11 protein-coding genes and 1 pseudogene are annotated in these 13,515 nt (G+C 41.6%); 8 read left to right on the forward strand and 4 right to left on the reverse strand.

Annotation, left to right across the window (positions count from 1 at the left end; all coding sequences use genetic code 11):
- Positions 1-120: 120 nt before the first annotated feature.
- From ABE021_RS12070 to ABE021_RS12085, 4 genes are all read left to right on the forward strand, one after another.
- A complete protein-coding gene (locus tag ABE021_RS12070) occupies positions 121-414 on the forward strand; it encodes a DUF1294 domain-containing protein (protein ID WP_430288961.1) in 294 nt (97 codons plus the stop codon).
- A 40-nt stretch (positions 415-454) separates the two neighbouring features.
- Positions 455-937 (forward strand): dUTP diphosphatase, encoded by a 483-nt coding sequence (locus ABE021_RS12075; RefSeq protein WP_430289020.1) that lies wholly within the window; start codon positions 455-457, stop codon positions 935-937.
- A 119-nt stretch (positions 938-1,056) separates the two neighbouring features.
- Positions 1,057-1,569, forward strand: a complete 513-nt coding sequence (locus tag ABE021_RS12080) for a helix-turn-helix domain-containing protein (protein ID WP_430288962.1) — start codon at positions 1,057-1,059, stop codon at positions 1,567-1,569.
- A 125-nt stretch (positions 1,570-1,694) separates the two neighbouring features.
- The gene (locus ABE021_RS12085) at positions 1,695-2,672 is read left to right on the forward strand and encodes a zinc-binding dehydrogenase (RefSeq protein ID WP_430288963.1); all 978 of its coding nucleotides are present in this window, start codon (positions 1,695-1,697) and stop codon (positions 2,670-2,672) included.
- A gap of 79 nt (positions 2,673-2,751) precedes the next feature.
- Here ABE021_RS12085 and ABE021_RS12090 read toward each other — a convergent pair whose 3' ends face one another.
- The gene (locus tag ABE021_RS12090; RefSeq protein WP_430288964.1) at positions 2,752-4,449 is read right to left on the reverse strand and encodes a M3 family oligoendopeptidase; all 1,698 of its coding nucleotides are present in this window, start codon (positions 4,447-4,449) and stop codon (positions 2,752-2,754) included.
- Positions 4,450-4,651: 202 nt separating this feature from the next.
- Between ABE021_RS12090 and ABE021_RS12095 the strand changes: the two genes are divergently transcribed.
- Both ABE021_RS12095 and ABE021_RS12100 read left to right on the forward strand, forming a co-directional pair.
- On the forward strand, positions 4,652-4,960 hold the full coding sequence (locus ABE021_RS12095) for a DUF6509 family protein (protein ID WP_430288965.1): 309 nt from the start codon (positions 4,652-4,654) through the stop codon (positions 4,958-4,960).
- Positions 4,961-5,098: 138 nt separating this feature from the next.
- Positions 5,099-6,082, forward strand: a complete 984-nt coding sequence (locus ABE021_RS12100; protein WP_430288966.1) for an NAD(P)/FAD-dependent oxidoreductase — start codon at positions 5,099-5,101, stop codon at positions 6,080-6,082.
- 48 nt (positions 6,083-6,130) lie between these two features.
- Here the strand turns inward: ABE021_RS12100 and ABE021_RS12105 are convergent, their stop codons facing one another.
- Together ABE021_RS12105 and ABE021_RS12110 are read right to left on the reverse strand one after the other, a co-directional pair.
- Positions 6,131-6,952: a DUF368 domain-containing protein gene (locus tag ABE021_RS12105; RefSeq protein ID WP_430288967.1), complete on the reverse strand. Its 822-nt coding sequence runs from the start codon at positions 6,950-6,952 to the stop codon at positions 6,131-6,133.
- A 143-nt stretch (positions 6,953-7,095) separates the two neighbouring features.
- Positions 7,096-8,070: a rhodanese-related sulfurtransferase gene (locus tag ABE021_RS12110; RefSeq protein WP_430288968.1), complete on the reverse strand. Its 975-nt coding sequence runs from the start codon at positions 8,068-8,070 to the stop codon at positions 7,096-7,098.
- Positions 8,071-8,371: 301 nt separating this feature from the next.
- On the opposite strand from ABE021_RS12110, the gene ABE021_RS12115 reads away from it, so the two are divergent.
- Entirely contained in the window at positions 8,372-9,895 is a 1,524-nt protein-coding gene (locus tag ABE021_RS12115; protein ID WP_430288969.1) for a polysaccharide deacetylase family protein, read from the forward strand.
- Between the two features lie 332 nt (positions 9,896-10,227).
- Positions 10,228-11,624 (forward strand): annotated as a pseudogene (locus tag ABE021_RS12120) (IS1182 family transposase).
- Between the two features lie 272 nt (positions 11,625-11,896).
- On the opposite strand, the gene ABE021_RS12125 reads toward ABE021_RS12120, so the two are convergent.
- The gene (locus ABE021_RS12125) at positions 11,897-13,375 is read right to left on the reverse strand and encodes a catalase (protein WP_430288970.1); all 1,479 of its coding nucleotides are present in this window, start codon (positions 13,373-13,375) and stop codon (positions 11,897-11,899) included.
- Positions 13,376-13,515: the final 140 nt, after the last annotated feature.

Below are 13,515 nucleotides of genomic sequence, written 5' to 3' on the forward strand. Positions count from 1 at the left end.
CCTAAACGTCACGGTTCCGAATCGATTCGGAACGTGACGTTTTTTCTTCGTGAAAATCTATTATAAAGAGTGATAAAGATCTTAAGGTCGTGTTTGATCAGTAAGAGAGGAGATATTTTTATGGGAACACTCGGAATCGAATGGATCGCGTTTATATCCATCTGGGCATTTATTGCAATGGGATATGACAAACGACAAGCCAAACGGAAGAAAAGTCGGGTTTCTGAAAAGACTCTTTGGCTCCTGGCAATAGCGGGAGGCGGAATCGGTGCTTATTTCGGAATGCAAGTGTTTCGCCATAAAACGCTTCATACCTCATTCCGGGTAGGATTTCTGATGCTGGCACTTATAGATCTGGCAGTCATCTTATACTTCATCGGTCTTAAGATGCCGGCGCTATCGCAACTCTTTTAATAGGGTGAAAAAGATACAATAGGGGGAGAACACATTGGATATGAAGAAATTATTTTACATGCAGCAAGAACTTGATTCATACATACAGGCACAACATGATCTCACAGGAAGAAATCTTTTTGAAGACAAGGTTCTCGCGTTGCTCGTCGAACTTTCCGAGTTGGCAAACGAAACGAGATGTTTTAAGTTTTGGAGCTTAAAAGGATCATCGGATCGATCTATCGTACTCGAAGAATATGTGGATTCCATTCATTTTCTCTTATCATTGGGAATTGTCAAAGACTTGATGAGTTTCAATGAGTGGCGATTTAATACTTCTACCGATTCTCTAACAACTGCGTTCATTCAAACAAATCAGGCAGTCCTTCAATTTGGTCAGCATCCAAATATGGAGACATATACGGGTCTTTGGAATCAGTATGGAACGCTCGCTGAAAAGCTTGGATTTTCATTACAAGAAATTTACGATGCCTACATTGAAAAAAATGAGAAAAATTATGAAAGACAAAAGGAAGGATATTGAAATAGATCTTTCGCTAAAGAGAGCCTTATTGAGATCCGTTTTTTATTAATAAATAAAAGATTGACAAATACCTAGAAATGAAAAATAATAGGATTACTAGATATTAGAGGAGGATTTTTGTGAACGACTGGAGTAAAGAAGGTTTCGGTATTAGGTTAAAGGAACTAAGAGAGCAAAGAGGATTATCCATGATGGCTTTCGGAGCTGCTATCGGGACATCAGCAAGTCGCATTAAAGACTGGGAAAAAGGAAAAAATGCGCCATCAGCAGCATGGGTTGCTAAAATTTCTGAACGTTTCAATGTATCCACGGACGAGCTTATTCTTGGTGACTCGAAAAAATCTTCCGCTTTTAAACAAGCGAATGCTGCTAGTGCAGAGTCATTATATGAACGCTTACGTGAAACAATCACAGTTGATGGCTTTGCAGACGAACAGGACGAAGGAACAGATGAGCTTTATGCACAATTGGATGCAAGTAACAAAGCTCGTTACCGCAGTGGAAAGGGACGACGTCTTGCTGAACGTGAATTACTAAATCTACTTACAGGATTACCAAAAAAAGATGTCCTTGAATTACTCGAGCTCGCTAAGTTGAAGTGTCGTCTTCAAAAAACATCTGAAACAAAATAATGGAAGCTGAACACAATGGATTTCATGTCTATTGTGTTTTTATTTTTGCTTTTTGTCGGATTACGGTATGATGAAGAAAGTAACTGAAAGATTCAAACAATACTGATATGGAAAGGAAGTTGACAGTGAAAGCGATTATTCATGGAGATGAGGGACTAAGACTAGGAGAAATGCCAGCTCCTGTGGCTGAAAAAGGTGAAGTGGTGGTGGCTATCAAAACTGCAGGACTGAATCGCAGAGACTTGTACATACCGGAAAGAAGAGGAAACAAAGGACGGGATCTGATTCTGGGTTCAGATGGTGCAGGGGTAGTGGAATCCTTAGGCGAAAGTGTTACGAGATGGTCTGTAGGAGAGGAGGTGTTGATCAACCCATCTCTTAATTGGTTTGAAAAGAGTGATGGCTCACCTGAAGGCTTTGGGCCGCTAGGAATGCCTGACAACGGAACTTTCGCTGAAAAAATTGTGATTTCGGAGGAACAGCTGGAACCACGCCCTGTCTACTTATCTTGGGAAGAATCTGCAAGTATTGGATTAGCGGGATTAACCGGGTTCCGTGCACTCATAACGCGTGGCAAGGTGAAGGAAGGGGATACTGTCTTTGTTCCTGGAGCAGGAAGTGGAGTGGTCACGTTCATAATCCAGTTTGCAAAAGCTGCAGGTGCCCGAGTCATTGTCACTTCGAGAAGCGAAGAAAAGAGAAAGCAGGCGTTGAAACTTGGTGCAGATCGCGCAATCGACACAAATGCGGAATGGAAAGAAGAGTTGAAGGACGAAACAATCGATCTTGTCATAGAAAGTGTCGGGAAAGCTACATTCAACAGGTCTTTGGAGTGTTTGAAAAAAGGTGGCAGACTTGTCGTGTTCGGTGCAACCACTGAAGACGTGATTGACTTGGATTTACGTGAACTCTTCAATAAGCAGCAAGAAATTATCGGCTCGATGATGGGGAGCCGCGATGAGTTGAGAGAAATGCTTGCATTTACGGAAAAGTATCGCATTCGACCGATTATCGATTGTAGTCTGCCATTAGATGACGCACTCGAAGGATTCAAGATGCTTGAATCCAGTTCTCAATTCGGGAAAATAGTTTTTACTGTATAACGAAACAGCTCGCTATCCTCCATTTGAGATAACGAGCTGTTTTATATAAGTAGAATGGTATCGCATTCCCGGTTCAACCCTATAGAGCTTTATCGTCCACTGTATCCAGCCATTCCTCGATGGTACCCACGACCGATTCAACGCATCCATCTTCAAAAGGAGAGATCAGATTCGCTTCTTTGACTAATTCAGTGAATGACTTGGAACCTCCTAGTTTACAAAGGCGCACGTAATCATTCCATGCAGATTCGTGGTTCTCGCGATCCTTTTTCCAAAACTGGAACGCACATATTTGTGCTAATGTATAATCGATATAGTAAAACGGAATTTCATAAATATGTGCTTGGCGCTGCCAAATGCCTCCGCTTTCCAAATACTCGTTTCCATCGTAATCTCGCTTCGGTAAGTAAATCCCTTCAATACGCTTCCAAGCCGCTTTACGCTCAGCTGGGGACATTTCTGGATTGTTATACACCTCATGTTGGAATTCGTCGACTGCTACACCATAGGGCAGAAATAGAAGGCCGCTGCTCAAATGAGAAAATTTATATTTATCGGTTTGTTCATTAAAGAACAATTCCATCCACGGCCATGTGAAGAATTCCATACTCATCGAGTGAACTTCTGCGCCTTCACTCGTCGGCCAAACATATTCAGGAATTCCGATGTTACGGCTTGAATAGACTTGGAACGCATGTCCTGCTTCGTGAGTCAGCACATCGATGTCTCCGGAAGTCCCATTAAAGTTCGAGAAGATGAACGGAGAATCGTAGTTGTCGATGAACGTACAATACCCGCCCGCTTCTTTTCCTTTTTTCGCAACGAGATCCAATAATTTCTTTTCAGTCATATACGAAAAGAACTCATCCGTTTCTGGTGACAATTCTTTATACATTTCCTTGCCTTGTTCAATGATCCATTCTGGCGATCCCTGTGGAACTGCATTGCCTGTCAGGAAATCGAGTGATTGATCGTAGAATTTCAGATTTTCGACGCCAATTCGTGAGGCTTGGCGATCATATAACTTGTTAGCCACTGGAACGATGTAATCCCGCACTTGATCACGGAAATTTTTAACCATTTCAGCATCATATCCGACTCGGGACATTCTTACATATCCTAATTCAGTGAATGTCGCAAATCCTAACTTCTTCGCAATTTCATCCCGAAGTTTGACAAGACGGTCGTAAATTCCATCAAACTTGTCTTCATTTTTTTCGTAGAACGAGTACTGAGCAGTCATCGCCTCTTTACGAATGGAGCGATCAGTCGATTCCATATAAGGGCCAAGTTGGGCAAGTGTCAGCTCTTTACCGTCAAATTCGATTTGTGCGGAAGCTACAAGTTTAGCGTACTCTGAAGTCAGTTTATTTTCTTGCTGAAGAAGGGGCATCACTTCCGGAGAAAATGCACGGATGGCATGTTCTGCTAGAGCAAATAATTGAGATCCCCATTTTTCCTCTAGCTCTGACCGGAATTTTGAAGTGATCAATGCCTTGTAAAATTCTGTGGAAAGACCTTGGAATTCAGGACTGACTTCATCAAAATAATCCCGCTCTTGTTGGTAATAGTCATCATTGGTGTCGATGGAAGACCTGATATAAGCAAGGTTCAATTGAGTTGAATAGTCATTACCGATCGAATTGATCTTTTCGATCACTGTGTTTTGTGTTTCGTATGAATCGGACTTGTGGAATTCATCCAAAAGTTCAGTGAATTCTTTTTTGATATCTTCCATTTCAGGCCGTGTGTACTGATACTCGTCAAACGTAATCATAATCTTCCTCCGCTCTAGTAATAATATGCATTCCTTTCTATTGTTCCTGAAAATCTAGGAAAATGCAAAAAGTATCCTCCGAAAAGGAAGTTTTCAGAGAAAAAAGTGTAAATGTATCCTCAACCTGTTTATCATGGTATGATGAGAGCATGTACGCATGAACGAATGTTAAATTGATTCAAGAAGGGAATACAACTTACTTATGAATATTATTCAGTTTACAGTTTCAGAATTGAAAGACCCGACAGGCATCCTTACGGGGAAGCGATATGAATTCCATCTGTTTCTGGAGTTTGAAGAAGATGACGAATTGTTAGAAGAAGATACTGCGGGAATCCGGACGATCTATGTCGTTGACGGTGAGGACGATAAGATAATGGCTAGTTATTTCTTTAAAAAAGGAACGGAGCAAGCAATGGATTTCGAGTTGGAGCAAGAAGAACTCGAAGAAGTGCTTGCGTTCTGCAGAAATAATGTGGAAAAAGTAGAAGAAACGTCAAAAAACAACTAAAAAAGTTGTAAATGCGTTCAAATAACGTGAAATTCTTCTTAAAATAGTGGATAATAAACGTAGAACCGAATGGTTGGGCGTCGAAACAACAGAACGTCCGGATGTTCTACAAAATTTTTCAGTAATGGAGTGTTTTCAATGGATCGAGAAATCGTCGATATTACGATCATTGGCGGAGGGCCGACAGGTCTTTTTGCCTCTTTCTATGCAGGTATGCGTGAAATGTCAGTGAAAATCATCGATAGCCTACCTCAACTGGGAGGACAGCTTATCGAGCTATATCCCGATAAATATATATATGATGTTGGAGGATTCCCAAAAATCCTTGCGAAAGATCTCGTTGCCAATTTGGTGACACAGGCGCATCATTCCAACCCTGAAATTCTTCTTGGGGAAGCCGCTCTTTCCGCGACTCGTGAAGGAGACCATTTTGTTTTGAAAACGGACAAAGGGGAGCATTTAACAAGAACAATTTTGTTAACTGCAGGAATCGGGGCATTCCAGCCGCGGAAAATCGGAATTGAAGAAGAAGTCCATTTCGAAAATACGAGTTTGCACTATAGCATCAAAGACTTAGCGATGTTCAAAGGACAACAAGTACTTGTATGTGGTGGCGGCGACTCGGCAGTTGACTGGGCCTTAATGCTTGAGGACATTGCGGATAAAGTTTCACTGGTACACCGTCGCGAGCGCTTCACAGCACACGAAACGAGTGTCAACCAGTTGATGGAATCCAAAGTCAATGTCATGACTTCTCGCTCGGTAAAGTCGTTGCGCGGAGAAGATGGTAAAGTGAATGAAGTTCAAATTATTCACAAAGACGGTACTGAAGAAATATTGCCGATGGATCATGTCATTGTCAACTATGGTAACATCTCTTCTTTAGGACCTATTAAAGAATGGGGTCTGGAGATGGATAAGAATTCCATAGTCGTGAATACCCGCATGGAAACAAATATTGATGGAATTTACGCAGCTGGTGATATCACTAGTTACGACGGCAAAGTAAAACTGATTGCTGTTGGACTTGGTGAAGCTCCAATTGCTGTAAATAATGCGAAAGCTTACGTCGATCCTAAAGCCCGTGTACAACCATTGCATAGTACAAGTGTCTTTTCATAATCTAACAAACAAAAGCCCAGAAGATAAGATCTTCTGGGCTTTTATTTACTAAATTTCTGGGTCCGCCTCTGGTGGGCTGAATAGGTTCGAAACGAGAAGTCCCATGATTAGTGAAACAGCGCTCATAACGAATGGAGTACCGCTTTCAGGCACGCCAGGATAAATGACAAAAACAGATCCGATAATTAATCCGATGATGATTGAAAACGTCATTGTCGCATGATGGTTGAGGAGATAGTGAATGACCTTACTGCTGATCAGGAAGCCTAAAGTCACGCCCAATCCAATTACAATGATGATCGGAATGTTAAAATCGGATATGGCGCCGATAGCAGTTGAATACACACCGAGCAATAGAAGTACAAAAGAGCCGCTAATTCCTGGTAATAACATGGCTGTGCTTGCAGCCCAGCCGGAAAGGAATAGAATTAGTGTAGTAGTGGGCGTTAAAGATGTGATGAGTGTAGAGTCGGCCGGTTTTATGAACGCAGTCATCGCTAATAAAACACCGACTATCACTAGAACAAGATAATGCCACAAGTTAAAAGTGGTTTTGATCTTCGCTTGTTTCGCCATAAAAGGCAAAACACCGATTATTAATCCGATGAAAAAGAATTGAGTTGGCGCAAAGTAATTCGCTAACAAAAATTTTATGACTCGGCTAAACAATACAATCGTCGTTCCCATACCGATCGCAAGCGGCACAAGGAAGCCGATGTGTTTGCGCCAATGTTTACTGAATACGCCATTGATCGAAATGAGCAAGCGATCATAAATTCCTAACAAAAATGCGATGGTTCCACCGCTGACTCCTGGTATTAAATCACTGATACCCATTAAAAAGCCTCTGTAAATATTTCTCCATTCCATTTGTGTATCCTCCAATTTAGTGCTTGAATCTATGACGTGAATTAGGTAGGAAATGTTCCTAGACTAACAACAGAAAAAAAGGGGAATTCAGGCATAGAAAAACGCATAGTCGGATGGTGCCGTCTATGCGCCATTTTCATTCATTATGATACGTGTGTTTCAGCACGATGAGCTTCAATTGCCGCTAACCGTTCGTTGAATTCTTCTTTAGTTAGATCATGCTCCACAAAATAGCGGTTGCGCGGATGTGTACGGCATTCATCTGAACAACTGCGCATGTACATATGTTCATTTTCTTCTGAGCAAAGGATTTTTGCATTACATTCAGGATTTGCGCAGTTTACATAACGTTCACATGGCGTGCCATCAAAATGATCGCGTCCAACAATGACGTGTTCAACCTGGTTTACAGGAACTGCAATCCGTTCATCGAATACATAACATTGGCCGTCCCATAATTGGCCTTTCGCAACTGGGTCTTTACCGTAAGTGACGATACCGCCATGCAACTGTCCTACATCTTCGAATCCTTCTCGCTTCAACCAACCTGTGAATTTTTCACATCGTATCCCACCTGTGCAATAAGCAAGAACTTTCTTACCTTCAAGCTGTTCTTTGTTTTCGCGCACCCAATCAGGTAAATCACGGAAGTTTTCGATATCCGGTCGAATTGCTCCCCGGAAATGACCAATGTCATACTCATAGTCATTTCGAGCGTCAATGACCACTGTATTTTCATCTTGCATTTGTTCCAAAAATTCTTCAGGAGCAAGGTAAGTCCCTGTGGTTTCTAAAGGGTTGACATCATCTTCTAAACTCAGGTTGACGATTTCCTTACGTGGGCGGACGTGCATTTTTTTGAATGCATGACCGTCAGATTCATCTATTTTAAACCAAAGGTCCTCGAATCGAGGATCATTTTTCATGTGTGCCATATACGCATCGGTTTGTGCAATGGTACCTGAGCATGTTCCGTTAATACCTTCTTCTCCAACCAAGATCCTGCCTTTCAAGCCCGTTTCTTTACAAAATTGCAGATGCTCGACTGCAAATGTTTCTGGATCTTCAATTTGAACGTACTTGTAAAACAACAATACTCGATAATTTTCTCTTTCCATGGTTCTAACCACCTTCTGTTTTTTCACTTTGCAATAGGGTAAAACAGTCGGCCCGGTACAATTACAGTTTTTTACACATAAAAGAAACCCGCATGTGCAAGATCCGGGACTATGACAGTATATCATAAAACACCAATCTAAAAAAGTGAACAAAATTCGACTAGAAACAATTGTATTCTATCAACTTTTATACTAGTATTTAGTATGGATATAGAAACAATAATTTACCATGGGAAAGAAATACTGTTGAGAAAATGGCCTTTAATTACTTGGAAGTACGCTATGAAGGGGTTTTACAGTTATGAAGAAAACTTTCAGAAATAGAAGATTTAAATTAATCGACGTGTTACTGACAACCATCATTGTGTTTTTAGCAATGACAGCCATTGTGCTGATTTTCACAAAAGGAAGTTCTGGTAGTCATTTAAAATCCGCCATAAGCCAATCATCCGATAAAGATGCGGTAGTCGTGGACAAATCAGACTCAAAATACGAAGGTATTAAAATCATTACCGAAACCTCTAATGACCCTTTAGGGAAATATGCCATTCAGTATCCACAAAGTAAAAATGAAGAGTTCAATAATCATGTCTCTACATATATCCACCAGGCAAAGAAAAACTATTTACAAGCTATCCGCAATGTGGAAATTGAAAATAACAAGCGGAAAAGTGAACTAAATATTTCTTATGAGACGCATGTTGACAAGAAAGGGAACTATTCCTTTGTATTGATGAATAATGAGTATCTTCAAGGACAAAAACGTCTATCAGAAATTGAGTCATTTCATTTGAATTCAAAATCGGGTGAACAGCTGGATATTCAAACAGTTTTTAAAGAAGACACGACTACGTTGCAAAAGATTACGGATCGAGTGAGAGAGAAAATCCAGCATTCAGAGAAGTTGAGCGAAGGATTGATTCTTGACAAAATGCAGATCCGTACTGAACCTGAGTGGAAAAACTTTGAGAATTTTGCAATCTCTGAGAAGTTCATGTTCTTCTATTTTGAAAGCGGGTCTTTGAAAGATGTGAAGGCTGGCCCGCAAATTGCCATGATCCCAATAGGAGATATGAATGATTTGTTGAAACCGGAGTACCAAGTGGTATCAGCATCTCCAACTAGTGGGGATGAAGACAACCAATCTGACACTTCAAAGAAAGAGGATTCTACAGGAGAGAAGGATTTGGAAAGCGAAGCTGACAATGTAAATGGCAAAGAGGAGCAAGAGTCTGGAAACGAGAAAAGTCCAACTCAAGCAGAGAAAACTGGCGAGAAAAAAATTGCACTTACATTCGATGACGGTCCCGACCCTAAATCCACAATCCAGATTTTAGAGACGTTGAAAAAGTATAATGCAAAAGCTACATTTTTCATGTTGGGAAGCCGAGTAGAATATTATCAAGATGCGGCTAAAGCCGTAAAAGCATCTGGACATGAAATTGGGAATCATTCTTGGAATCATCCCGATTTAAGTAAAATGCCATTAGCTAAGGCATTAGAAGAAATTAACCGGACCACTGATATCATTCAAAAAGTGACTGGTGAGAAACCGACAGTTTTCCGTCCTCCGTATGGTGCGTATACAGATCAGCTGAGCAAGCAAAGGATCCCGCCTATCGTATTGTGGAATGTGGATACCTTAGACTGGAAGTATCGGGATTCTACTAAACTTCTTGAAGAAGTGAAAAAGTCGACCAAAGATGGAAGTACCATATTAATGCATGATATTCATCAGTCGACAGCAGATGGATTGGATAATGTCATGGCTTATTTAAAAAGTCAGGGTTACAAGTTCGTCACTGTTTCTGAATTACACAAATGAAAAAGAACGTACAGGGATTGTAAATCCTCTGTACGTTCCATACTGTAGACAAACTCCAGTAATCAGGGGGGGTGCCTACAGTCTTTTTTCTTTTACAATAGTATTAACTAGAAAAAGTTGATTTTCGCTGCGAGCGGACGCTTTCCGAGGGGCTTGCTCTCAGCCGCTTCCCTCGCTTTGCTCAGTCCAGGGTCTTCGAAAACACGTGCTCCTAACGCTTCGCTTTTACTCGCAAAAGCTGTTCTTCGTCACAGCTTTCGCTGATCCCTACGGAGTCGCCGCTCTCCGCTACAATCAACGGAATCTCCCAACTATCAAATGAGGTGATGGAATTGATGACGAAGAATCAAGTTAATGAACGGGAACAGATGGAAATGCTTACAATAGAACAGTTAGTTCCACAAGACCATCTGGTTCGTAAATTAGATGCAGCAATTGATTTTTCTTTCATTTATCCATTGGTTGAAGATCTATATTCATTATTTGGGAGACCCAGCATAGATCCAGTTGTACTCATTGAAATGACATTCATTCAATATACCTTTGGTATTCGCTCGATGCGTCAGACCATCAAAGAAATTGAAACCAATATGGCCTATCGCTGGTTTCTTGGATTCGGTTTTCACACAGAGGTTCCTCATTTCTCTACATTCGGAAAAAACTACGTCCGCCGTTTTGCAGATACAGATCTATTCGAACAGATCTTCTATCAAGTACTAAAGGAAGTCGCAGATCGTGGGCTACTTAGCTCGGAACACGTTTTTATCGATTCGACACACGTGAAAGCAAGTGCAAACAAACGGAAGTTCCAAAAGAAAGTCGTCCGTAAAGAGAGCAGAGCTTATGAGCAAAAGCTTCAAGAAGAGCTCAACATAGATCGTGAGAAGAACGGGAAGAAACCATTTCCACCAGAGAAGTTTGAAAAGGATGAGCATAAAGAAATCAAGGAGTCTACAACGGATCCGGAAAGTGGCTACTATGTAAAAGATGAGCGAACAAAGCAGTTTGCTTATTCCTTTCACGCAGCCACGGATGAAAGAGGATTTGTACTCGCAAATATCGTTACTCCAGGTAATGTTCACGATAGCAATATGCTTCAACCGCTGGTCCAGAAAATTATCGATAAGGAAAACGTCCACTGGCTGTCGCCGCTGACGCTGCCTATAAGACACCAGCTATTGCAAACTTTCTCCTAGAAAATCAGATATTGCCGGTGCTTCCTTATAAACGGCCAATGACAAAGGAAGGCTTCTTCAAGAAAAATGAGTACGTTTATGATGAGCATTTCGATTGTTATCTTTGTCCAGAAGGACAAGCGCTCAATTACCGTACGACAACGAAGGAAGGATATCGCCAATACGCATCGACACCTTCCATTTGTGCATCTTGTCCAGTAATCGATCAGTGTACGAAAAGTAAAAATCAACAAAAGCTGATACAGCGTCATATCTGGCAAGACTATCTAGATGTAGCAGAAGACTTGAGACACCATTATGAAATCAAAGAAATATACGGAAAACGCAAAGAGACGGTTGAACGAGTCTTTGCCGATGCCAAGGAGAAGCATGGTATGCGATGGACAACCCTGAGGGGACTTAAAAAAATGTCTATGCAGGCGATGCTTACTTTCGCTGCCCAAAATTTGAAGAAACTTGTCAGCTGGACATGGATCCCATCTGTAAGGGAAAATGCACATACATATGGAATATCCTATGGGACATCGAGTTGATTGGAGAGCAGGTCGGCGACTCCTGGGGGATCAGCGCAGCGCGAAGACCCCGCAGGAGCAAAGCGACGAGGAGGCTGAGGGCAAGCCCCCTGGAAAGCGTCCGACCGGAACGGAGATCAACGGCTCTAGATGAGTTGCAGATTTATACGAACAAAAACTAAAAGGGTTGGAAATCATTTCGATTTCCAACCCTTTTGTCTACAGTCTGGAACGTACAGGGATTGTAAATCCTCTGTACGTTCTTTTTTCATTTGTTGGCCTCAGGCAATCACTTAGTTGACAAGAACATCATTCATCGAAATGTCGAGTGCTTTCGCAACACCTTCACCATAAGCTGGATCCGCGTGATAGCAGTGCTTGATGTGTTTCAATTTGATTTCTTCGGGTGCATCGCCCATGTTATCCGCTGTGTTCCGGAATAGGAGCTGTTTTTGTTCGTCGTCCATAAGATTGAACAGCTTTCCTGGTTGAGTGAAGTAATCATCATCATCTTCACGGAAGTTCCAGTGATCTGCAGCACCATGCAGCTTCAAAGGAGGTTCCCTGAAATCAGGTTGCTCTTGCCACTCACCTACACTGTTGGGCTCGTAAGAAGTTCTGCTGCCATGATTACCGTCTACACGCATTTGACCGTCACGATGGAAACTGTGGAACGGACATTTAGGCGCATTGACTGGGATTTGGTGATGATTGACACCTAAACGGTAACGTTGTGCATCCCCATAAGAGAAGAGTCGGGCTTGCAACATCTTATCTGGTGAAAAACTGATGCCTGGAACGACTGCAGCTGGTGTAAAAGCAGCTTGCTCAACTTCTGCAAAATAGTTCTCTGGATTTCTATTCAGTTCGAATTCACCCACTTCAATAAGAGGGAAGTCGCCTTTATACCAAACTTTTGTTAAGTCGAACGGATTGTAAGGCATATTTGCTGCTTGTTCTTCTGTCATCACTTGAACGTACATTTTCCATTTCGGGAAATCTCCGTTGTCGATGCTCAAAAGCAAATCGCGCTGATGGCTTTCGCGATCGGTAGCAATTGTTTTGCTGGCTTCTTCATCGGAAAGGTTTTCAATTCCTTGTTGTGAACGGAAATGGAACTTCACATAGTAACGCTCGTTATCAGGGCTGATAAAGCTATACGTATGGCTGCCGAAACCGTGCATGTGACGATAAGTGCGCGGGATTCCGCGTTCACTCATCAAAATCGTGATTTGATGGAGTGCTTCAGGGAGTGATGTCCAGAAATCCCAGTTGTTTGTGGCACTTCTTAGATTGGTTCGTGGATCTCGTTTGACTGCGTGATTTAAGTCCGGAAATTGAAGTGGATCTCTAAAGAAGAAGACTGGTGTGTTATTTCCGACCATATCCCAGTTTCCTTCTTCAGTATAGAATTTCAATGAGAATCCGCGGATGTCACGTTCTGCATCAGCTGCACCCCGTTCACCTGCAACCGTTGAAAATCGTGCAAACATCTCTGTCTTCTTACCGACTTCAGAGAAGATCTTAGCTTTCGTGTATTTTGTAATGTCATTTGTCACAGTGAAAGTACCGTATGCACCTGATCCTTTTGCATGCATGCGACGTTCAGGAATGACTTCCCGATCGAAATGCGCAAGTTTTTCGATAAGCCATACGTCTTGAAGCAGCAGAGGACCTCTTGGACCTGCTGACATTGAATTTTGATTATCAACTACAGGTGCACCAGCAGCAGTAGTTAACTTTTTACGAGACTCATTCTCATTATTGTTCATGTGTATTCCTCCTACATAAAGGTTTGTGAAGCTTTAAACTAACTATAGCAGAGCGTTTCTTAGATAGCTAGCATTTTGTTTAGAATAATTATCGTTAAGGAGAAGTTATTATTAACAGATAGTTAGAGTTGCAACAATTC

Origin of the sequence: Sporosarcina gallistercoris (genome assembly GCF_050459885.1) — a bacterium.
Lineage (GTDB): Bacteria > Bacillota > Bacilli > Bacillales_A > Planococcaceae > Sporosarcina > Sporosarcina gallistercoris_A.

Coding starts and splice junctions, on each gene's coding strand:
- ABE021_RS12070 (WP_430288961.1), top strand. CDS start 121: ATGGGAACACTCGGAATCGAATGGATCGCGTTTATATCCATCTGGGCA.
- ABE021_RS12075 (WP_430289020.1), top strand. CDS start 455: ATGAAGAAATTATTTTACATGCAGCAAGAACTTGATTCATACATACAG.
- ABE021_RS12090 (WP_430288964.1), bottom strand. CDS start 4,449: ATGATTACGTTTGACGAGTATCAGTACACACGGCCTGAAATGGAAGAT.
- ABE021_RS12095 (WP_430288965.1), top strand. CDS start 4,652: ATGAATATTATTCAGTTTACAGTTTCAGAATTGAAAGACCCGACAGGC.
- ABE021_RS12100 (WP_430288966.1), top strand. CDS start 5,099: ATGGATCGAGAAATCGTCGATATTACGATCATTGGCGGAGGGCCGACA.
- ABE021_RS12105 (WP_430288967.1), bottom strand. CDS start 6,952: ATGGAATGGAGAAATATTTACAGAGGCTTTTTAATGGGTATCAGTGAT.
- ABE021_RS12110 (WP_430288968.1), bottom strand. CDS start 8,070: ATGGAAAGAGAAAATTATCGAGTATTGTTGTTTTACAAGTACGTTCAA.
- ABE021_RS12115 (WP_430288969.1), top strand. CDS start 8,372: ATGAAGAAAACTTTCAGAAATAGAAGATTTAAATTAATCGACGTGTTA.
- ABE021_RS12125 (WP_430288970.1), bottom strand. CDS start 13,375: ATGAACAATAATGAGAATGAGTCTCGTAAAAAGTTAACTACTGCTGCT.